Origin of the sequence: Pseudomonas sp. P7759, assembly GCF_013386445.1 — a bacterium.
Lineage (GTDB): Bacteria > Pseudomonadota > Gammaproteobacteria > Pseudomonadales > Pseudomonadaceae > Aquipseudomonas > Aquipseudomonas azotoformans_A.
On sequence record NZ_JACART010000039.1, the window covers coordinates 1 to 21,494 of the forward strand.

Below are 21,494 nucleotides of genomic sequence, written 5' to 3' on the forward strand. Positions count from 1 at the left end.
TGGGGTTTTGTTTTGGGCGGTCGAAAACACAAAGTCGGTCATTTCGACGACCTTCAGTGCTAAAGTCCTGCCTTTCTATGCAATGACCCTGCGCATGGCTATTATGCGTGCCTCATTGTGAGGCGATATTTGCATGCTGACGCTGTTAAAACTTCTGAAAGATGGCCGATTCCACTCGGGTGAAGCGCTTGGCGCCGCCCTGGGTGTCAGTCGCAGTGCTGTCTGGAAGCAACTCCAACACCTGGAAGCGGAACTCAATCTGCCCCTCCATAAGGTGCGAGGTAAGGGGTATCAGTTGGCGTCACCGCTGGTGTTCTTGACTGCTGAAGATATTGCGTTGAATGCGCCCTCCTTAGCGTGGCCCATCCATATCTCTGACTCCGTTGACTCCACGAATGCCGAAGCTTTGCGTCTTGTTGGTGCCGGTTGCGCGGCGCCGCTCCTAGTGCTTGCGGAGCAGCAAACGGCCGGTCGGGGTAGGAGAGGACGGAAGTGGGTAAGTCCGTTCGCACAAAATGTGTATTACAGCCTCGTATTGCGTATTGAGTCGGGCCTTCGGCAGTTGGAGGGACTGAGCCTGGTTGTGGGCTTGGCGGTCATGCAGGCCTTGCGCGAGTCTGGTGTGCGGGACGCCACTCTGAAGTGGCCAAACGACGTTCTGGTAGGGCAGAAGAAAATTGCCGGGATTTTGCTGGAGTTGGTAGGAGACCCTGCAGATATCTGCCACGTTGTCCTTGGAATAGGTATCAACGTGAATATGCAAAGGGCTGACGAGGTGGACCAGCAATGGACTTCGGTGCAGCTGCAGACCGGTTCTCCGGTGGATCGCAATACGCTCGTGGCGCAGTTGGGGTTGCAGCTGCAAAGCTACCTTGAGCGGCACCGGGAGGGTGGTTTTGTCGCACTCAAGGATGAGTGGGAGCAGAATCACGCCTGGCAAGGAAGGCCGGTGTCGCTTATCGCGGGTATCAGCCAAGTCGATGGCATTGTGCTGGGTGTAGATCACCAGGGGGCGCTGCGCTTGAGCGTCGACGGTGTTGAGAAAATATACAGTGGTGGTGAGTTAAGCCTGAGGTTGCGTGATGATTCTTGAGCTCGACTGTGGGAATAGCTTTATCAAATGGCGTGTACTTCATGCCGACAGTGCTCACGCCTCTTCGGAAGGGATTGTTGGTTCGGATCTGGCTTTGATCGAAAGCCTCGTGGCGCTTCCGGGATTGTTGCTGACGCGTTGCCGGCTGGTGAGCGTTCGTGCCCTGGAAGAAACAAGCAAGCTGGTTGCGGCCCTGCATGAGGCTTTCGGCGTTGCTGTCTCCTGTGCGGCTCCCGCGCGCGAGATGGCCGGAGTGCGTAACGGCTACGAAGATTTTGAGCGTCTGGGCCTTGATCGTTGGCTGGCAATGCTGGGGGGGTTCAAGTTAGCGCGCGGTGCTTGCCTGGTGCTCGATTTCGGCACAGCAGCCACGGCGGATTTCATCGCGGCGGATGGTGAGCACCTCGGTGGATTCATCTGTCCAGGTATGCCGCTCATGCGCAACCAACTGCGAACTCATACACGCAAGATACGGTACGACGATGCCGCTGCTGAAAGGGCGCTGGAGCGCCTCTCTCCAGGTCGTACGACCGTAGAGGCAGTGGAGCGAGGTTGTACGCTTATGCTTCGAGGGTTTGTACTCACTCAGTTAGAGCTGGCGCGAAGCTACTGGGGTGATGACTTCACTGTGTTCCTTACGGGAGGGGACGCCGATTTGGTGGCAGATGCGGTGCCACAGGCCCGACTCGTTCCAGATTTGGTTTTTGTCGGTTTGGCGATGGCTTGTCCTTTGTCTTGAGGTGAATATGCGTTGGTTGTTTTTGCTTTTACTTGTCCTCAACGCCTTCTACTACATCTGGCATCAGCAAGAAGCACCGTTGCGCGCCAAAGATGTCACGCCCCTGAGTCTTTACAAGGGGTCGCAGCAGGATATTCGCCTGCTCAGTGAATCGTCTGATGCGGTGATGCGCAGAGATCGTGCAAAAGCATCTGATGCGCAGAATATGTGTTTGTATATCGGTGGTTTTGCGGACCAGCGGCAGGCGCAGTCTGTTGAGCAGCGCCTCACAAGCCTGGATATAAAGGTCAAGATCCAATTGCTCAATACTGCTGAAGCCTCCGGCTATTGGCTGCGCGTAGCCCCTGAAAGCCGACGCCTGGCTGAGGATCTGCCATTTGAAAACCTTGCTAAGGAATTCAATGAGTTAAAACATAAAATAATGTTGTGCGAAGGCGTTGCATCTCTCGAATAGTTTGCATAGAATGGCGCCCGCTTCGCAGTGAAGACCTTTAAGGCCTACAGTGTGAAGCGAAGGTCAACGCAGCTAACCTCATATTTTTAAATGAGAAAATGCTTGACAGAAGGTCGGCGTAATGTAAAATGCCGGCTCGCTTAGGAGGGGTTCCCGAGCGGCCAAAGGGATCAGACTGTAAATCTGACGTCTACGACTTCGAAGGTTCGAATCCTTCCCCCTCCACCATTTTTAGCGTGAGCTGCAAGCTCCGCGGGTATAGTTTAGTGGTAGAACCTCAGCCTTCCAAGCTGATGATGCGGGTTCGATTCCCGCTACCCGCTCCAAGTTTGCAGGTTGTGCAAGGTGTTTCGCTCTTGTAGCTCAGTTGGTAGAGCACACCCTTGGTAAGGGTGAGGTCAGCGGTTCAAATCCGCTCAAGAGCTCCATATGACAAGGCAGATATGAAAATATCTGCCTTTGTTTTAACAGCTGCCTCGGCTTGTTGGTGTTGCGTCTGGCTTTATTGTCGGGTGATTTCAAGTCTAGTGGGGTTGGTTGTTGTAAAGTCTTTTTCAGGCCTGCATAATGGTCGGCCTGATTTTGTTTTAGGTCAGTAGCTCAATTGGCAGAGCGACGGTCTCCAAAACCGTAGGTTGGGGGTTCGATTCCCTCCTGACCTGCCAGATTCACGTGGTGTATCTGGCTTTCTTTTCACAGGATCTTCATAGATGACTCCTAAGGCTGAAGCTCAAAGCTCTCGTTTCGATCTGGTCAAGTGGCTCGCTGTAGTTGCCTTGGTGGTCGTAGGCGTTGTTGGCAATCAGTACTATTCTGCTTCGCCGATCCTGTACCGCGTCCTCGCTTTGCTTGCCCTTGCTGCTGTAGCTGCCTTTGTAGGCCTGCAGACTGCTAAAGGCAAGTCTTTCGCGGTCCTGGTAAAGGAAGCTCGCACCGAAATCCGTAAAGTCGTTTGGCCGACTCGCCAAGAAACCACGCAGACCACGTTGATCGTTGTGGCTGTTGTTCTGGTTATGGCGTTGCTGTTGTGGGGGCTTGATTCCCTGCTCGGCTGGCTTGTTTCCTTGATTGTTGGCTAAGGGTGTCCCGTGGCTAAGCGTTGGTACGTTGTGCATGCTTACTCGGGTTACGAGAAGCATGTTATGCGCTCTTTGCTAGAGCGCGTAAAGCTGGCAGGCATGGAAGATGGCTTCGGCGAAATTCTGGTTCCCACTGAAGAAGTGGTTGAAATGCGGAATGGTCAGAAGCGCAAAAGCGAACGCAAGTTCTTTCCTGGCTATGTGCTGGTTCAGATGGACATGAATGAAGGTACTTGGCACTTGGTCAAGGATACCCCTCGTGTCATGGGTTTCATCGGCGGTACCGCTGATAAGCCTGCTCCTATCACTGACAAAGAAGCAGAAGCTATTCTGCGCCGCGTTGCTGATGGTAGCGACAAGCCTAAGCCGAAGACGTTGTTCGAGCCGGGTGAGGTTGTTCGTGTCACAGATGGTCCGTTTGCTGATTTCAACGGTACTGTCGAAGAAGTTAACTACGAAAAGAGCCGGATCCAAGTGGCAGTGCTCATTTTCGGTCGCTCTACTCCGGTAGAGTTGGAGTTCAGCCAGGTCGAGAAGGTCTAGCTGAGCAAGCATCCCAACCCCGCAGCCTTAGGCTGTGGGGTTTTGTCGTCACTGGGATAAACGCGCAAGTAACCGGGGAGCCTTTCGAGGCGTTTGAACCCGTAATTGGAGTGCCTCATGGCCAAGAAGATTACCGCTTACATCAAGCTGCAAGTGAAGGCCGCTCAGGCCAACCCTAGCCCACCCGTCGGTCCAGCTCTGGGTCAGCACGGCGTGAACATCATGGAATTCTGCAAGGCCTTCAACGCCCGTACTCAGGGTCTTGAGCCAGGTCTGCCGACTCCAGTGATCATCACTGTATACAGCGACCGTAGCTTCACCTTCGAAACCAAGTCGACCCCGGCTTCGGTTCTGTTGAAGAAAGCTGCTGGTCTGACTAGCGGTTCCGCTCGTCCGAACACCGTTAAGGTTGGCACCGTAACTCGTGCTCAGCTGGAAGAAATCGCGAAAACCAAAAACGCGGATCTGACTGCAGCTGATATGGATGCAGCCGTGCGTACCATCGCCGGTTCTGCTCGTAGCATGGGCCTTAACGTGGAGGGTGTGTAATGGCTAAGCTGACCAAGCGTCAAAAGGCTATCGCCGGCAAAATCGAAGCAGGCAAGGCCTACAACTTTGTAGACGCCGCTGCCCTGCTGGCTGAGCTGTCGACCGTCAAGTTCAGCGAGTCCGTAGACGTTGCTGTAAACCTGGGTGTTGACCCACGTAAATCCGACCAGGTCGTTCGTAGCGCAACTGTGCTGCCACACGGTACTGGCAAGACTGTACGTGTAGCTGTCTTCACCCAAGGCCCGGCAGCTGAAGCTGCTCTGGCCGCTGGCGCTGATCGCGTTGGCATGGACGACCTGGCTGCCGAAATGAAAGGCGGCGACCTGAACTATGACGTCGTTATTGCTTCCCCGGATGCAATGCGCGTTGTAGGTCAGTTGGGTCAGATCCTCGGTCCACGTGGTCTGATGCCTAACCCTAAAGTCGGCACCGTAACCCCAGACGTAGCCACCGCGGTTAAAAACGCCAAGGCTGGTCAGGTTCGTTATCGCACCGACAAAAACGGCATCATTCACACCTCCGTTGGCAAAGTCGGCTTCGATGCCGTCAAGCTGAAGGAAAACGTTGAAGCCCTGATCGCTGATCTGAAGCGTATCAAGCCAGCTTCCTCGAAAGGTATCTACGTCAAGCGCGTTACCCTGAGCACCACTATGGGCCCAGGTCTGGTCATCGACCAGGGCTCGCTGGACGTATAAGACACAAGTTGACGCGAGAGATCGCGTCAATTGAAAAAATTGGGGTCCCTGCCTGGCGGGGGCTATCCAAGACCGTAGGCGACGCAAGTCTTAAACCACAAGCCTACGCAGATGGTGCTCCCGGTTCCTTACCGAATCAGACACCAAAACGACATCCGGCTCCGGCCAGATGAAACGGTAACAAGCAGGAGTTAAACCCGTGGCAATTAATCTCGAAGACAAGAAGGCCATCGTCGCTGAAGTCAACGAGGCTGCCAAAGCTGCTCTGTCCGCTGTCGTGGCTGATGCCCGTGGTGTGACAGTAGGCGCTATGACCGGACTCCGTAAAGAGGCTCGTGAAGCTGGCGTATACGTACGTGTTGTACGTAACACCCTGCTCAAGCGCGCTGTTGCTGACACTGAATACAGTGTCCTCAACGACGTGTTCACCGGCCCGACTCTGATCGCGTTCTCCAAAGAACATCCAGGCGCTGCTGCCCGTTTGTTCAAAGAATTCGCCAAGAGTCAGGATAAGTTCGAGATCAAGGCAGCTGCGTTCGAGGGCAAGTTCCTCGCAGCTAACCAAATCGACGTACTGGCAACACTGCCGACCCGCGACGAAGCCATTTCGCAGCTGATGAGCGTGATTCAAGGCGCTACCAGCAAGCTGGCTCGTACTCTGGCTGCAGTTCGCGAGCAAAAAGAAGCTGCCGCAGCCTAAGGCTGAGCAACTTCTCTCGCGTATTTTTGTTTATTTCGATGGCCGCGTAGGCCGTCCCCCAATTCAGGAAATACAGCAATGTCTATCTCCCAAGACGATATCCTCAACGCCGTAGCTGAAATGTCGGTTCTGCAGGTTGTTGAGCTGATCAAAGCTTTCGAAGAAAAATTCGGCGTTTCCGCTGCCGCTGCTTCCGCTGGCCCAGCTGTTGCTGCTGTTGCTGCTGAAGAGCAAACCGAATTCAACGTCATGCTGCTGGAAGCTGGCGAGAAGAAAGTAAACGTGATCAAGGCAGTACGTGAACTGACCGGTCTGGGCCTGAAAGAAGCCAAGGCTGTAGTTGACGGCGCTCCTGCCCAGGTTCTGGAAGCAGTGTCGAAAGACGCAGCTGACAAAGCCAAAGCAGTACTGGAAGAAGCAGGCGCTAAAGTCGAGCTGAAGTAAGCATCGACCTTGCGTCTCCAGCCCAAGCGTTAAGCTGAAGGCTGATGGCTGGTGGCTCTTGCCACCGGCCTTTTTCCGTTCTTGGCTGTCGACTCGGTCGCCGCCATTAACGCGCTGTAGCCACCCGATGCGGTGGTGCAAACCATGGGGTTTGCAAGATTTTCTGGCTGCTCCCGTCGGGAGGGCCAAACAAGCAGGTGACCAAGCTGGGGAACGCTGATGGCTTACTCATATACTGAGAAAAAACGTATCCGCAAGGACTTTAGCAAGTTGCCGGACGTCATGGATGTCCCGTACCTTCTGGCTATCCAGCTGGATTCGTATCGTGAATTCTTGCAGGCGGGAGCGACCAAAGATCAGTTCCGCGACGTGGGCCTGCATGCGGCCTTCAAATCCGTTTTCCCGATCATCAGCTACTCCGGCAATGCTGCGCTGGAGTACGTCGGTTATCGCCTGGGCGAACCGGCATTTGATGTCAAAGAATGCGTGTTGCGCGGTGTTACTTACGCCGTACCTTTGCGGGTAAAAGTGCGCCTGATCATTTTCGACAAAGAATCGTCGAACAAAGCGATCAAGGACATCAAAGAGCAAGAAGTCTACATGGGTGAAATCCCATTGATGACCGAGAACGGTACCTTCGTTATCAACGGTACCGAGCGTGTGATCGTTTCCCAGCTGCACCGTTCCCCGGGCGTGTTCTTCGACCACGACCGCGGCAAGACGCACAGCTCCGGCAAACTCCTGTACTCCGCGCGGATCATTCCGTACCGCGGTTCGTGGTTGGACTTCGAGTTCGATCCGAAAGACTGCGTGTTCGTGCGTATCGACCGTCGTCGTAAGCTGCCGGCCTCGGTACTGCTGCGCGCGCTCGGTTACACCACTGAGCAAGTGCTGGATGCCTTCTACACCACCAACGTATTCAGCCTGAAGGATGAAACCCTCAAGCTGGAGCTGATCGCTTCGCGTCTGCGTGGTGAAATTGCCGTTCTGGACATCCAGGATGAAAAAGGCAAGGTCATTGTTGAAGCTGGCCGTCGTATCACTGCGCGCCACATCAACCAGATCGAAAAGGCCGGTATCAAAGAGCTGGAAGTGCCTCTGGACTACGTCCTGGGCCGCACCACCGCCAAGGTCATCGTTCACCCGGCTACAGGCGAAATCCTGGCTGAGTGCAACACCGAGCTGAACACCGAGATCCTGGCCAAGATCGCCAAGGCTCAGGTTGTTCGCATCGAGACCCTGTACACCAACGACATCGACTGCGGTCCGTTCATCTCTGACACGCTGAAGATCGACTCCACCAGCAACCAATTGGAAGCGCTGGTCGAGATCTATCGCATGATGCGTCCTGGTGAGCCGCCAACCAAAGACGCTGCCGAGACCCTGTTCAACAACCTGTTCTTCAGCCCTGAGCGCTATGACCTGTCTGCGGTCGGCCGGATGAAGTTCAACCGTCGTATCGGTCGTACCGAGATCGAAGGTTCGGGCGTGCTGTGCAAGGAAGACATCGTCGCGGTATTGAAGACCCTGGTCGACATCCGTAACGGCAAAGGCATCGTCGATGACATCGACCACCTGGGTAACCGTCGTGTTCGCTGCGTAGGCGAAATGGCCGAGAACCAGTTCCGCGTTGGCCTGGTACGTGTTGAGCGTGCGGTCAAAGAGCGTCTGTCGATGGCAGAAAGCGAAGGCCTGATGCCGCAAGACCTGATCAACGCCAAGCCAGTGGCTGCGGCGGTGAAAGAGTTCTTCGGTTCCAGCCAGCTTTCGCAGTTCATGGACCAGAACAACCCGCTCTCCGAGATCACCCACAAGCGCCGTGTTTCTGCACTGGGCCCGGGCGGTCTGACCCGTGAGCGTGCTGGCTTTGAGGTTCGTGACGTACACCCGACGCACTACGGTCGTGTTTGCCCGATCGAAACGCCAGAAGGTCCGAACATCGGTCTGATCAACTCCTTGGCCGCTTATGCGCGCACCAACCAGTACGGCTTCCTCGAGAGCCCGTACCGTGTGGTGAAAGACGCTCTGGTCACCGACGAGATCGTATTCCTGTCCGCCATCGAAGAAGCTGATCACGTGATCGCTCAGGCCTCGGCCACGATGAACGACAAGAAAGTCCTGGTCGACGAGCTGGTAGCTGTTCGTCACTTGAACGAGTTCACCGTCAAGGCGCCGGAAGACGTCACCTTGATGGACGTATCGCCGAAGCAGGTAGTTTCGGTCGCTGCGTCGCTGATCCCGTTCCTGGAGCACGATGACGCCAACCGTGCGTTGATGGGTTCCAACATGCAGCGTCAAGCTGTACCGACCCTGCGTGCTGACAAGCCGCTGGTAGGTACCGGCATGGAGCGTAACGTAGCCCGTGACTCCGGCGTTTGCGTCGTGGCTCGTCGTGGCGGCGTGATCGACTCCGTTGATGCCAGCCGTATCGTGGTTCGTGTTGCCGATGACGAAGTAGAAACTGGCGAAGCCGGTGTCGACATCTACAACCTGACCAAATACACCCGCTCGAACCAGAACACCTGCATCAACCAGCGTCCGCTGGTGAGCAAGGGTGATCGCGTCCAGCGCAGCGACATCATGGCCGACGGCCCGTCCACCGACATGGGTGAACTGGCACTGGGTCAGAACATGCGCATCGCGTTCATGGCATGGAACGGCTTCAACTTCGAAGACTCCATCTGCCTGTCCGAGCGTGTTGTTCAAGAAGACCGTTTCACCACGATCCACATTCAGGAACTGACCTGTGTGGCACGTGACACCAAGCTTGGGCCAGAGGAAATCACTGCAGACATCCCGAACGTGGGTGAAGCTGCACTGAACAAACTGGACGAAGCCGGTATCGTTTACGTAGGTGCTGAAGTCGGCGCAGGCGACATCCTGGTCGGTAAGGTCACTCCGAAAGGCGAGACCCAACTGACTCCGGAAGAAAAACTGCTGCGTGCCATCTTCGGCGAAAAAGCCAGCGACGTTAAAGACACTTCCCTGCGCGTGCCGACTGGCACCAAAGGTACTGTCATCGACGTACAGGTCTTCACCCGTGACGGCGTTGAGCGTGATGCTCGTGCACTGTCCATCGAGAAGACCCAGCTCGACGAGATCCGCAAGGACCTGAACGAAGAGTTCCGTATCGTTGAAGGCGCGACCTTCGAACGTCTGCGTTCCGCTCTGGTAGGCCACAAGGCTGAAGGCGGCGCAGGTCTGAAGAAAGGTCAGGACATCACCGACGAAATTCTCGACGGTCTTGAGCACGGCCAGTGGTTCAAACTGCGCATGGCTGAAGATGCTCTGAACGAGCAGCTCGAGAAGGCCCAGGCCTACATCGTTGATCGTCGCCGTCTGCTGGACGACAAGTTTGAAGACAAGAAGCGCAAACTGCAGCAGGGCGATGACCTGGCTCCAGGCGTGCTGAAAATCGTCAAGGTTTACCTGGCAATCCGTCGTCGCATCCAGCCGGGCGACAAGATGGCCGGTCGTCACGGTAACAAAGGTGTGGTCTCCGTGATCATGCCGGTTGAAGACATGCCGCACGATGCCAATGGCACCCCGGTCGACGTTGTCCTCAACCCGTTGGGCGTACCTTCGCGTATGAACGTTGGTCAGATCCTTGAAACCCACCTGGGCCTCGCGGCTAAAGGTCTGGGCGAGAAGATCAACCGTATGATCGAAGAGCAGCGCAAGGTCGCAGACCTGCGTAAGTTCCTGCACGAGATCTACAACGAGATCGGCGGTCGCAACGAAGAGCTGGACACCTTCTCCGACCAGGAAATCCTGGATCTGGCGAAGAACCTGCGCGGCGGCGTTCCAATGGCTACCCCGGTGTTCGACGGTGCCAAGGAAAGCGAAATCAAGGCCATGCTGAAACTGGCAGACCTGCCAGAAAGCGGCCAGATGCAGCTGTTCGACGGCCGTACCGGCAACAAGTTCGAGCGTCCGGTTACTGTTGGCTACATGTACATGCTGAAGCTGAACCACTTGGTAGACGACAAGATGCACGCTCGTTCTACCGGTTCGTACAGCCTCGTTACCCAGCAGCCGCTGGGTGGTAAGGCTCAGTTCGGTGGTCAGCGTTTCGGGGAGATGGAGGTCTGGGCACTGGAAGCATACGGTGCTGCTTACACTCTGCAAGAAATGCTCACAGTGAAGTCGGACGATGTGAACGGTCGGACCAAGATGTACAAAAACATCGTGGACGGCGATCACCGTATGGAGCCGGGCATGCCCGAGTCCTTCAACGTGTTGATCAAAGAAATTCGTTCCCTCGGCATCGATATCGATCTGGAAACCGAATAACACGTGACGCGAATCGAGAGCGGGGCTGTTTAGCCCGCTCTCTGCTCCGCCAGGAGGAAAGGCCTTGAAAGACCTACTGAATTTGCTGAAAAACCAGGGTCAAGTCGAAGAGTTCGACGCCATCCGTATTGGGTTGGCATCGCCTGAGATGATCCGTTCGTGGTCGTTCGGTGAAGTTAAAAAGCCGGAAACCATCAACTACCGTACGTTCAAACCTGAGCGTGACGGCCTGTTCTGCGCCAAGATCTTTGGCCCGGTAAAGGATTACGAGTGCCTGTGCGGTAAATACAAGCGCTTGAAGCACCGTGGTGTGATCTGCGAGAAGTGCGGCGTTGAAGTTGCACTGGCCAAGGTTCGTCGTGAGCGCATGGCGCACATCGAACTGGCTTCGCCGGTTGCCCACATCTGGTTCCTGAAATCGCTGCCGTCCCGTATCGGCTTGCTGATGGACATGACCCTGCGTGATATCGAACGTGTTCTCTACTTCGAGAGCTATGTCGTTATCGATCCAGGCATGACCACCCTTGAAAAAGGTCAGCTGCTGAACGACGAGCAGTACTTCGAAGCGCTGGAAGAGTTCGGCGACGATTTCGATGCCCGCATGGGTGCCGAAGCTGTCCGCGAACTGCTGCACGCTATCGACCTGGAACACGAGATTGGCCGTCTGCGTGAAGAGATTCCGCAAACCAACTCCGAAACCAAGATCAAGAAGCTGTCCAAGCGTCTGAAGTTGATGGAAGCCTTCCAGGGTTCCGGCAACCTGCCAGAGTGGATGGTGCTGACCGTTCTGCCGGTTCTGCCGCCAGACCTGCGTCCGCTGGTACCGTTGGACGGTGGTCGCTTCGCGACGTCCGACCTCAACGACCTGTACCGTCGCGTGATCAACCGTAACAACCGCTTGAAGCGCCTGCTTGATCTGTCCGCTCCGGACATCATCGTGCGCAACGAAAAGCGTATGTTGCAAGAAGCTGTCGATGCCTTGCTCGACAACGGCCGTCGTGGCCGCGCTATCACCGGTTCGAACAAGCGCCCTCTGAAATCCCTGGCTGACATGATCAAGGGTAAGCAAGGTCGTTTCCGTCAGAACTTGCTCGGTAAGCGTGTTGACTACTCCGGTCGTTCGGTAATTACCGTAGGCCCGACCCTGCGTCTGCACCAGTGCGGTCTGCCTAAGAAGATGGCACTTGAGCTGTTCAAGCCATTCATCTTCGGCAAGCTGGAAATGCGCGGTCTCGCGACCACCATCAAAGCGGCCAAGAAAATGGTCGAGCGCGAACTGCCAGAGGTTTGGGACGTTCTCGCTGAAGTGATCCGCGAACACCCGGTTCTCCTCAACCGTGCACCGACCCTTCACCGTCTGGGTATCCAGGCGTTTGAACCGGTACTGATCGAAGGTAAGGCTATCCAGCTGCACCCTCTGGTCTGTGCTGCGTACAACGCCGACTTCGACGGCGACCAAATGGCCGTGCACGTACCGCTGACACTGGAAGCCCAGTTGGAAGCGCGCGCGTTGATGATGTCGACCAACAACATTCTGTCGCCAGCCAACGGTGAGCCAATCATCGTTCCGTCGCAGGACGTTGTATTGGGTCTGTACTACATGACCCGTGAAGCGATCAACGCCAAGGGCGAAGGTCGTGTGTTCGCTGACCTGCAAGAAGTTGACCGTGTGTTCCGTGCCGGCGAAGCCGCACTGCACGCCAAGGTCAAGGTGCGGATCAACGAAACCGTCAACGACCGTGATGGCGGCAGCGTGAGCGGCACCCGTATTGTCGACACTACTGTCGGCCGTGCGCTGCTGTATCAAGTTGTGCCAAAAGGTCTGTCGTACGACGTCGTCAACCTGCCGATGAAGAAAAAGGCGATCTCCAAGCTGATCAACCAGTGCTACCGCGTGGTTGGTTTGAAAGAGACCGTGATCTTCGCTGACCAGTTGATGTACACCGGCTTTGCTTATTCGACCATCTCCGGCGTTTCCATCGGTGTTAACGACTTCGTTATCCCTGATGAAAAAGCCCGCATCATCAATGCTGCTACTGATGAAGTGAAAGAGATCGAAAGCCAGTACGCCTCCGGCCTGGTAACCCAGGGCGAGAAGTACAACAAAGTGATCGACCTTTGGTCGAAGGCGAACGACGAAGTTTCCAAGGCGATGATGGCCAACCTCTCGAAAGAGAAGGTTATCGACCGTCACGGCGTGGAAGTCGATCAAGAGTCCTTCAACTCGATGTACATGATGGCCGACTCGGGCGCACGGGGTTCTGCTGCGCAGATCCGTCAGCTCGCCGGTATGCGTGGCCTGATGGCCAAGCCGGACGGCTCCATCATCGAAACGCCGATTACTGCGAACTTCCGTGAAGGTTTGAGCGTACTTCAGTACTTCATCTCGACTCACGGTGCTCGTAAAGGTCTTGCGGATACCGCGTTGAAAACCGCTAACTCCGGTTACCTGACGCGTCGTCTGGTAGACGTTGCACAAGATCTGGTTGTAACCGAGATCGATTGCGGCACCGAGCACGGCCTGCTGATGACGCCGCACATTGAAGGCGGTGACGTTGTAGAGCCGTTGGGTGAGCGCGTATTGGGTCGTGTTATTGCCCGTGACGTATTCAAGCCAGGCACCGAGGAAGTTATCGTTCCTGCCGGCACCCTGGTAGATGAGAAGTGGGTCGAGTTCATCGAACTCAACAGCATCGACGAAGTGATCGTTCGCTCGCCGATCAGCTGCGAAACCCGCTACGGCATTTGCGCCAAGTGCTACGGCCGTGACTTGGCTCGTGGTCACCAGGTGAACATCGGTGAAGCGGTCGGCGTTATCGCTGCCCAGTCCATCGGTGAGCCGGGTACCCAGCTGACCATGCGTACGTTCCACATCGGTGGTGCGGCAAGCCGGACCTCCGCAGCCGACAGCGTTCAGGTGAAGAATGGCGGTACTGTCCGTCTGCACAACCTGAAACACGTTGAGCGAGTGGATGGCCACCTGGTTGCTGTGTCCCGTTCCGGTGAGCTGGCAATCGCTGATGACTACGGTCGTGAGCGCGAGCGTTACAAGCTGCCGTACGGTGCTGTGATTTCGGTTAAAGAAGGTGACAAGGTCGACGCTGGCGCAATCGTGGCCAAGTGGGATCCGCACACTCACCCAATCGTTACCGAAATGAAAGGTACCGTGACCTACGTGGGCATGGAAGAAGGCATCACGATCAAGCGTCAGACTGACGAATTGACCGGTATGACCAACATTGAAGTACTCGACGCGAAAGATCGTCCAGCTGCCGGTAAAGACATCCGTCCTGCCGTGAAGATGGTCGATGACAACGGCAAGGACTTGTTGCTGCCAGGCACTGACGTAATCGCTCAGTACTTCCTGCCAGCCAACGCCCTGGTCGGTGTAGCGGATGGTGCGAAGATCGCGATCGGTGATGTTATCGCGCGTATCCCGCAAGAAACTTCGAAGACCCGTGACATCACCGGTGGTCTGCCGCGTGTTGCCGACTTGTTCGAAGCCCGTCGTCCGAAAGAAGCGTCGATTCTGGCTGAAGTCAGTGGCACCATCGCGTTCGGTAAAGAGACCAAGGGCAAGCGCCGTCTGGTCATTACTCCGAACGACGGTACCGATCCGTACGAAGAGCTGATTCCGAAGTGGCGTCACCTGAACGTCTTCGAAGGCGAACAGGTAAACCGCGGCGAAGTTATCTCCGACGGCCCGAGCGATCCACACGACATCCTGCGTCTGCTGGGTGTGAGTGCGCTGGCCAAGTACATCGTTAACGAGATCCAGGACGTTTACCGCCTGCAAGGCGTGAAGATCAACGATAAGCACATCGAGACCATCCTGCGTCAGATGCTGCGTAAAGTTGAAATCGCTGAATCCGGCGATTCCAGTTTCATCAAGGGCGACCAGATGGAACTGACTCACGTACTGGTAGAGAACGAGCGTCTGGGCGCGGAAGACAAGTTTGTCTCCAAGTTCACCCGCGTGCTGCTGGGTATCACCAAGGCGTCGTTGTCCACTGAGTCGTTCATCTCGGCGGCCTCCTTCCAGGAGACCACTCGTGTACTGACCGAAGCAGCGGTAACCGGCAAGCGCGATTACCTGCGCGGCCTGAAAGAAAACGTGGTTGTGGGTCGTCTGATCCCGGCCGGTACCGGTTTGGCTTACCACAGCGAGCGTAAGCGTCGCCGTGATGCTGACAAGCCGCTGCGCGTAAGCGCCAGTGAAGTGGAAGCTGCACTGACCGAAGCGCTGAACTCTAGCGGTAACTGAGTTCTGCACTAGATAAGTCTGGGCCCCGGCAGCCCCATTCGTCGGATCGAGGCATTTTCGCCCCGGTTCGGTGAGTGGGGATGTCGGGGCCTTGCCTTGACTGGGGGCAAGATCCTCTTTAGACTCTTGTACCCCTAAATTTGGCGGGAATTCGTTCCTGCCATTTTGCTTTTCTTGCAAGACAATAGCGTCGCAAGACAACAGTGGAGCTAGTAGATGGCAACTATCAACCAGCTGGTACGTCAGCCGCGTAAGCGTATCGTCGAGAAATCCGACGTACCTGCGCTGCAGAACTGCCCGCAACGTCGTGGCGTATGCACCCGTGTGTATACCACCACGCCGAAAAAACCTAACTCGGCACTGCGTAAAGTATGCCGTGTGCGCCTGACCAACGGTTTCGAGGTTTCCTCGTACATCGGTGGTGAAGGTCACAACCTGCAAGAGCACAGCGTGGTACTGATCCGCGGCGGTCGTGTAAAAGACTTGCCAGGTGTTCGTTACCACACCGTACGCGGCTCCTTGGATACTTCCGGCGTTAAAGGTCGTAACCAGGGTCGTTCGAAGTACGGTACCAAGAAGCCTAAGTAGTAGCGGCTTTTTGTAAAACTGAATCATCTTATTTTCTGAGTCGATAAGAGTAAGGTCGGAGGCGTCCCGCAAGGGCACCGATTCCGAACGAACCTGAAGACCGTTTGAGGGCTTATCCATGCCAAGAAGACGCGTAGCAGCCAAGCGCGAAGTGCTTGACGATCCAAAATACGGAAGCCAGATCCTGGCCAAGTTCATGAACCACGTGATGGAAAGCGGCAAGAAAGCCGTTGCCGAGCGTATCGTTTATGGCGCGCTGGAAAAGGTTAAAGAACGCAAGAACAGCGACCCCCTGGAAATCTTCGAGAAAGCTCTCGACGCCATCGCTCCGCTGGTCGAAGTGAAGTCGCGCCGTGTAGGCGGTGCTACTTACCAGGTTCCGGTCGAAGTTCGTCCGTCCCGTCGTAACGCTCTGGCAATGCGCTGGTTGGTAGACTTCGCCCGTAAGCGCGGCGAGAAGTCTATGGCTCTGCGTTTGGCCGGCGAGCTGTTGGACGCTGCTGAAGGTAAAGGTGCTGCTGTTAAGAAGCGTGAAGACGTGCACCGTATGGCTGAAGCTAACAAAGCTTTCTCGCACTACCGCTTCTAATCTTAGCTTCACTAATTTTGCGAGGGCTTTATGGCTCGTACTACTCCGATTAGCCGCTACCGTAACATCGGTATCGTTGCTCACGTGGATGCTGGTAAAACCACCACCACCGAGCGCGTGCTGTTTTACACCGGCAAAAGTCACAAAATGGGCGAGGTGCATGACGGCGCCGCGACCACAGACTGGATGGTTCAGGAGCAGGAGCGTGGTATTACCATTACTTCTGCTGCTATTACCGCCTTCTGGAAAGGTTCCGAGAAGCAGTACAAAGACGAGCATCGCTTCAACGTAATCGATACCCCGGGCCACGTAGACTTCACCATCGAAGTTGAACGTTCCCTGCGCGTACTCGACGGCGCCGTCGTTGTGTTCTGCGGTACCTCGGGTGTTGAGCCTCAGTCGGAAACCGTATGGCGTCAAGCCAACAAGTACGGCGTTCCACGTCTTGTTTACGTAAACAAGATGGATCGTGCTGGTGCCAACTTCCTGCGCGTGATCGGTCAGATCAAGCAGCGTCTGGGTCACACCCCGGTGCCGATCCAATTGGCTATCGGTTCCGAAGACAACTTCCAGGGTCAGATCGATCTGATCAACATGGAAGCTGTTTACTGGAATGATTCCGACAAAGGTATGGTTCCTGTTCGTAAGCCTATCCCTGCAGAACTGCAGGAGCTGGCTGACGAGTGGCGCAACAACATGGTTGAGGCTGCTGCCGAAGCCAACGAAGAGCTGATGAACAAGTACCTCGAAGGTGAAGAACTCACCAACGTGGAAATCAAGGCTGCTCTGCGTCAGCGTACTATCGCTGGCGAGATCGTCTTGGCTGTTTGCGGTTCTTCCTTCAAGAACAAGGGTGTTCCCCTGGTTCTCGACGCCGTTATCGACTACCTGCCGGCTCCAACCGACATTCCTGCTATCAAGGGTACCAACCCTGATAACGAGGAAGAAGAAATGGAGCGTCACGCCGATGACAGCGAGCCGTTCTCGGCTCTGGCGTTCAAGATCGCAACCGACCCATTCGTGGGTACTTTGACCTTCGTCCGTGTTTACTCGGGCGTGTTGGCCTCCGGCGACGGCGTGATCAACTCGGTTAAAGGCAAGAAAGAGCGCGTGGGTCGTATGGTGCAAATGCACGCAAACGCCCGTGAAGAGATCAAGGAAGTGCGCGCTGGTGACATCGCGGCCCTGATCGGCATGAAGGACGTCACCACGGGTGAGACTTTGTGCGACGCTGCCAAGCCAATCATCCTGGTTCGCATGGACTTCCCGGAGCCGGTTATTTCGGTTGCCGTAGAGCCTAAGACCAAGGATGACCAGGAAAAAATGGGTATCGCTCTGGGCAAGCTTGCTCAGGAAGATCCATCTTTCCGTGTCAAGACTGATGAAGAGACTGGTCAAACGATCATCTCCGGCATGGGCGAGCTGCACCTGGACATCCTGGTTGACCGGATGCGCCGTGAGTTCAACGTCGAAGCCAACATCGGTAAGCCTCAGGTTTCCTATCGTGAGCGCATCACGAAGAATTGCGAAATCGAAGGCAAGTTCGTTCGTCAGTCCGGCGGTCGTGGTCAGTTCGGTCACTGCTGGATCCGTTTTGCTCCTGCTGACGAAGGTCAGGAAGGTCTGCAATTCGTGAACGAAGTAGTTGGTGGTGTGGTTCCTAAGGAATACATCCCGGCTATCCAGAAGGGCATCGAAGAGCAGATGAAGAACGGTGTTGTTGCCGGCTATCCGCTGATCGGCCTGAAAGCAACCGTTTTTGACGGTTCTTACCACGACGTCGACTCCAACGAGATGGCGTTTAAGGTGGCTGCCTCCATGGCAACCAAGCAACTGGCCCAGAAGGGCGGTGGTGAGTTGCTTGAGCCGATCATGGCGGTAGAAGTTGTTACACCTGAAGACTATATGGGTGATGTCATGGGCGACCTTAACCGTCGTCGCGGCATGATCTTGGGTATGGAAGACACGGTTTCCGGCAAAGTGATTCGCGCCGAGGTTCCGTTGGGTGAGATGTTCGGTTATGCGACCGACGTTCGCTCCATGTCCCAGGGTCGCGCAAGCTACTCTATGGAATTCAAAAAATACAACACAGCTCCGGCGCACATCGCTGAAACTGTATCCAAAAAACAAGGCTGATTCAGTCCTTTAGGCAAGGAGTTAATTGTCGTGGCTAAAGAAAAATTTGATCGTTCCCTACCGCACGTCAACGTTGGCACCATCGGTCACGTTGACCACGGTAAAACCACTCTGACTGCTGCTCTGACTCGCGTTTGCTCCGAAGTTTTCGGTTCCGCAATCGTTGATTTCGATAAAATCGACAGCGCACCAGAAGAAAAAGCTCGTGGTATCACCATCAACACCGCGCACGTTGAATACAACTCGCTGATCCGTCACTACGCTCACGTTGACTGCCCAGGTCACGCTGACTATGTGAAGAACATGATCACCGGTGCTGCTCAAATGGACGGCGCTATCCTGGTTTGCTCGGCCGCTGATGGTCCGATGCCACAAACCCGTGAGCACATCCTGCTGTCCCGTCAGGTAGGCGTTCCGTACATCGTGGTTTACCTGAACAAGGCTGACCTGGTAGACGACGCTGAGCTGCTGGAACTGGTTGAGATGGAAGTGCGCGATCTGCTGAGCACTTACGACTTCCCAGGTGACGACACTCCGATCATCATCGGTTCTGCTCGTATGGCTCTGGAAGGCAAAGACGACAACGAAATGGGCACCACGTCCGTTCGTAAACTGGTTGAGACTCTGGACAGCTACATTCCAGATCCAGTCCGTGTTATCGACAAGCCGTTCCTGATGCCAATCGAAGACGTATTCTCGATCTCCGGTCGCGGTACTGTTGTAACTGGTCGTATCGAGCGCGGTATCGTCAAGGTTCAAGATCCACTGGAAATCGTTGGTCTGCGTGACACTACCGTCACCACCTGCACCGGTGTTGAAATGTTCCGTAAACTGCTCGACGAAGGTCGTGCTGGCGAGAACTGCGGCGTTCTGCTGCGTGGTACCAAGCGTGACGACGTTGAGCGTGGCCAGGTTCTGGTTAAGCCAGGTTCGGTTAAGCCGCACACCAAGTTCGAAGCTGAAGTGTACGTGCTGAGCAAAGAAGAAGGCGGTCGTCACACTCCGTTCTTCAAAGGCTACCGTCCACAGTTCTACTTCCGTACTACCGACGTAACTGGTAACTGCGAACTGCCGGAAGGCGTAGAAATGGTAATGCCAGGCGACAACATCAAAATGGTTGTCACCCTGATCAAAACCATCGCTATGGAAGACGGTCTGCGTTTCGCAATCCGTGAAGGCGGCCGTACCGTTGGTGCTGGCGTTGTAGCTAAAATCATCGAGTAATTATCTCTTCTGAGATAGCTCTGATGTTTTGAAAAGGCCCCCGCTCAGCGGGGGCCTTTTTTATTGGGTTGACACCTATCAGGGCCGTCTATAGAATTGCGCCTCCTTTTAACGGGCGTATTGCGCTCGCTGGGAATAGCAGCCGGAGTCTGAAATCCAATGCAAAATCAGCAAATCCGTATCAGGTTGAAGGCTTTTGACCATCGCCTGATCGACCAATCCACCCAGGAAATCGTGGAAACCGCGAAACGTACTGGTGCACAAGTGCGTGGTCCAATTCCACTGCCTACCCGTAAAGAGCGGTTCACCGTTCTGGTCTCCCCGCACGTCAACAAAGACGCGCGTGACCAGTACGAGATCCGTACTCATAAGCGCGTACTGGACATCGTCCAGCCAACGGATAAAACCGTTGATGCACTTATGAAGCTCGATCTGGCGGCCGGTGTGGAAGTACAGATCAGCCTCGGCTAAGACTTGGGTCTTAGTCGTGTAACGCTCTGAAATGGGCGGCCATAGCGGGTGAAAGCCCCGTACACTCATGAGGTTTACAACATGACTATTGGTGTAGTCGGTCGTAAATGCGGTATGACCCGTATTTTCACCGAAGAAGGTGTCTCCATTCCGGTCACGGTCATTGAGATCGAACCGAATCGCGTCACCCAGTTCAAAACTGAAGAGACCGATGGCTATCGTGCAGTGCAAGTCACTGTCGGCGAGCGTCGTGCTTCGCGTGTGACTGCTGCTCAGGCGGGTCACTTCGCTAAAGCAAACGTTGCAGCTGGTCGCACTGTCATGGAGTTCCGTCTCGAAGACGGCGACTACCAGGCTGGCGATCTGATCAACGCTGAAATCTTCGCCGCTGGTCAACTGGTTGATGTAACCGGTCAGTCCAAAGGTAAAGGCTTCCAGGGTACGATCAAGCGTTGGAATTTCCGTGGCCAAGACAACACTCACGGTAACTCCGTTTCCCACCGCGTCCCGGGCTCTATTGGCCAGTGCCAGACTCCTGGTCGTGTATTCAAGGGCAAAAAAATGTCCGGTCATATGGGCGCTGAGCGCGTGACCGTGCAGTCCCTCGAAGTAGTGCGCGTCGACGCTGAACGCAATCTGTTGTTGGTCAAGGGTGCTGTTCCTGGCGCTACTGGCGGCAACCTGGTTGTACGTCCGGCGGCCAAGGCTCGCGGTTAAGGGGAAGCTGACATGCAATTAAATGTAAATGACGCTCAAGCGATCGAAGTTTCCGAACTGACGTTTGGCGGCGAGTTCAACGAGACGCTGGTTCACCAAGCAGTCGTGGCCTACATGGCTGGCGGCCGTCAAGGTAGCAAGCAGCAAAAGACCCGTTCCGACGTTCGTGGTGGCGGTAAGCGCCCTTGGCGTCAGAAAGGTACTGGCCGTGCTCGTGCTGGTACTATCCGTAGCCCAATCTGGCGCGGCGGCGGTACCACTTTCGCAGCTCGTCCACAGGATCACTCGCAGAAGCTCAACAAGAAGATGTACCGCGCAGCCCTGCGCTCCATCCTTGCTGAACTCGTGCGTACTGACCGTCTGGTCGTGGTTCAGGACTTCGCTGTTGAAAGCCCGAAAACCAAAGATCTGCTGGGCAAACTGAACAACATGAGCCTGACCGATGTTTTGATCGTGTCTGAAGCTGTTGATCAGAACCTGTACCTGGCTGCTCGCAACCTGCCACACGTTGATGTACGTGACGTGCAAGGTTCCGATCCAGTTAGTCTGATCGCATACGACAAGGTGTTGATCACCGTGTCGGCCGTGAAGAAATTCGAGGAGCTGCTGGGATGAACCAGGAACGCGTATTTAAAGTTCTGCTTGGCCCGCACGTTTCCGAAAAGGCTACGGTTCTGGCTGACAAGAAAGGCCAGTTCGTTTTCAAGGTTGCAACTGACGCAACCAAGCTGGAAATCAAGAAGGCCGTCGAAAGCCTGTTCAGCGTGAAAGTAGAGCGTGTTACTACCCTGAATGTTCTGGGTAAGAGCAAGCGCACTGCTCGCGGTCTGGGCAAGCGTAATGACTGGAAGAAGGCAGTTATCTCCCTTCAGCCAGGCCAAGATCTCGATTTCAGCAGCAGTGCTGAGTAAGGAAG

General features: G+C 55.2%; 19 protein-coding genes and 4 tRNA genes. All 23 read left to right on the forward strand.

Annotated features, from left to right (window positions below; all coding sequences use genetic code 11):
• Nucleotides 1-133 precede the first annotated feature (133 nt).
• The 23 genes from birA to rplW all read left to right on the forward strand — a co-directional run bounded on the left by birA (nucleotide 134) and on the right by rplW (nucleotide 21,489).
• The gene (birA, locus tag HX823_RS23875; RefSeq protein WP_177077059.1) at nucleotides 134-1,093 is read left to right on the forward strand and encodes a bifunctional biotin--[acetyl-CoA-carboxylase] ligase/biotin operon repressor BirA; all 960 of its coding nucleotides are present in this window, start codon (nucleotides 134-136) and stop codon (nucleotides 1,091-1,093) included.
• Nucleotides 1,083-1,832, forward strand: a complete 750-nt coding sequence (locus HX823_RS23880; RefSeq protein ID WP_038842504.1) for a pantothenate kinase — start codon at nucleotides 1,083-1,085, stop codon at nucleotides 1,830-1,832. Before birA ends, HX823_RS23880 begins: the two co-directional genes overlap by 11 nt.
• 7 nt (nucleotides 1,833-1,839) lie before the next feature.
• Entirely contained in the window at nucleotides 1,840-2,286 is a 447-nt protein-coding gene (locus tag HX823_RS23885; protein ID WP_038842506.1) for a hypothetical protein, read from the forward strand.
• Nucleotides 2,287-2,429: 143 nt separating this feature from the next.
• Nucleotides 2,430-2,514 (forward strand) — tRNA-Tyr (locus HX823_RS23890).
• Nucleotides 2,515-2,538: 24 nt separating this feature from the next.
• Nucleotides 2,539-2,612 (forward strand) — tRNA-Gly (locus tag HX823_RS23895).
• Nucleotides 2,613-2,638: 26 nt separating this feature from the next.
• Nucleotides 2,639-2,714 (forward strand) — tRNA-Thr (locus HX823_RS23900).
• A gap of 161 nt (nucleotides 2,715-2,875) precedes the next feature.
• A tRNA-Trp gene (locus HX823_RS23905) sits at nucleotides 2,876-2,951 on the forward strand.
• A 45-nt stretch (nucleotides 2,952-2,996) separates the two neighbouring features.
• Entirely contained in the window at nucleotides 2,997-3,365 is a 369-nt protein-coding gene (gene secE, locus HX823_RS23910; RefSeq protein WP_003194658.1) for a preprotein translocase subunit SecE, read from the forward strand.
• 9 nt (nucleotides 3,366-3,374) lie between these two features.
• Nucleotides 3,375-3,908, forward strand: coding sequence for a transcription termination/antitermination protein NusG (gene nusG / locus HX823_RS23915; RefSeq protein WP_003176436.1), 534 nt, complete (start codon nucleotides 3,375-3,377; stop codon nucleotides 3,906-3,908).
• 117 nt (nucleotides 3,909-4,025) lie between these two features.
• A complete protein-coding gene (gene rplK / locus HX823_RS23920) occupies nucleotides 4,026-4,457 on the forward strand; it encodes a 50S ribosomal protein L11 (RefSeq protein ID WP_003176435.1) in 432 nt (143 codons plus the stop codon).
• Complete coding sequence (gene rplA / locus HX823_RS23925) at nucleotides 4,457-5,152, forward strand: 50S ribosomal protein L1 (protein ID WP_033900028.1); 696 nt, start codon at nucleotides 4,457-4,459, stop codon at nucleotides 5,150-5,152. Before rplK ends, rplA begins: the two co-directional genes overlap by 1 nt.
• A gap of 199 nt (nucleotides 5,153-5,351) precedes the next feature.
• On the forward strand, nucleotides 5,352-5,852 hold the full coding sequence (gene rplJ, locus HX823_RS23930) for a 50S ribosomal protein L10 (RefSeq protein ID WP_016969477.1): 501 nt from the start codon (nucleotides 5,352-5,354) through the stop codon (nucleotides 5,850-5,852).
• Nucleotides 5,853-5,930: 78 nt separating this feature from the next.
• On the forward strand, nucleotides 5,931-6,296 hold the full coding sequence (rplL, locus tag HX823_RS23935; RefSeq protein ID WP_003210093.1) for a 50S ribosomal protein L7/L12: 366 nt from the start codon (nucleotides 5,931-5,933) through the stop codon (nucleotides 6,294-6,296).
• Between the two features lie 219 nt (nucleotides 6,297-6,515).
• Nucleotides 6,516-10,589, forward strand: coding sequence for a DNA-directed RNA polymerase subunit beta (rpoB, locus tag HX823_RS23940; RefSeq protein WP_010206926.1), 4,074 nt, complete (start codon nucleotides 6,516-6,518; stop codon nucleotides 10,587-10,589).
• 64 nt (nucleotides 10,590-10,653) lie between these two features.
• Complete coding sequence (gene rpoC / locus HX823_RS23945) at nucleotides 10,654-14,853, forward strand: DNA-directed RNA polymerase subunit beta' (protein WP_016977596.1); 4,200 nt, start codon at nucleotides 10,654-10,656, stop codon at nucleotides 14,851-14,853.
• A gap of 216 nt (nucleotides 14,854-15,069) precedes the next feature.
• Nucleotides 15,070-15,441: a 30S ribosomal protein S12 gene (gene rpsL / locus HX823_RS23950; RefSeq protein WP_002555494.1), complete on the forward strand. Its 372-nt coding sequence runs from the start codon at nucleotides 15,070-15,072 to the stop codon at nucleotides 15,439-15,441.
• 118 nt (nucleotides 15,442-15,559) lie between these two features.
• On the forward strand, nucleotides 15,560-16,030 hold the full coding sequence (gene rpsG, locus HX823_RS23955) for a 30S ribosomal protein S7 (protein WP_002555493.1): 471 nt from the start codon (nucleotides 15,560-15,562) through the stop codon (nucleotides 16,028-16,030).
• Between the two features lie 30 nt (nucleotides 16,031-16,060).
• Nucleotides 16,061-18,166 carry an elongation factor G gene (gene fusA, locus HX823_RS23960; protein ID WP_033900034.1) on the forward strand — a complete coding sequence of 702 codons (2,106 nt, stop codon included), beginning with the start codon at nucleotides 16,061-16,063 and terminating at the stop codon, nucleotides 18,164-18,166.
• Nucleotides 18,167-18,196: 30 nt separating this feature from the next.
• Nucleotides 18,197-19,390: an elongation factor Tu gene (gene tuf, locus HX823_RS23965; RefSeq protein WP_003176426.1), complete on the forward strand. Its 1,194-nt coding sequence runs from the start codon at nucleotides 18,197-18,199 to the stop codon at nucleotides 19,388-19,390.
• A 159-nt stretch (nucleotides 19,391-19,549) separates the two neighbouring features.
• On the forward strand, nucleotides 19,550-19,861 hold the full coding sequence (gene rpsJ, locus HX823_RS23970; RefSeq protein ID WP_003186070.1) for a 30S ribosomal protein S10: 312 nt from the start codon (nucleotides 19,550-19,552) through the stop codon (nucleotides 19,859-19,861).
• A gap of 81 nt (nucleotides 19,862-19,942) precedes the next feature.
• Nucleotides 19,943-20,578 carry a 50S ribosomal protein L3 gene (gene rplC / locus HX823_RS23975; protein ID WP_003194649.1) on the forward strand — a complete coding sequence of 212 codons (636 nt, stop codon included), beginning with the start codon at nucleotides 19,943-19,945 and terminating at the stop codon, nucleotides 20,576-20,578.
• Between the two features lie 12 nt (nucleotides 20,579-20,590).
• The gene (rplD, locus tag HX823_RS23980; RefSeq protein WP_003176424.1) at nucleotides 20,591-21,193 is read left to right on the forward strand and encodes a 50S ribosomal protein L4; all 603 of its coding nucleotides are present in this window, start codon (nucleotides 20,591-20,593) and stop codon (nucleotides 21,191-21,193) included.
• Nucleotides 21,190-21,489, forward strand: coding sequence for a 50S ribosomal protein L23 (gene rplW / locus HX823_RS23985; RefSeq protein WP_002555488.1), 300 nt, complete (start codon nucleotides 21,190-21,192; stop codon nucleotides 21,487-21,489). Before rplD ends, rplW begins: the two co-directional genes overlap by 4 nt.
• The last annotated feature ends 5 nt before the right edge of the window (nucleotides 21,490-21,494 follow it).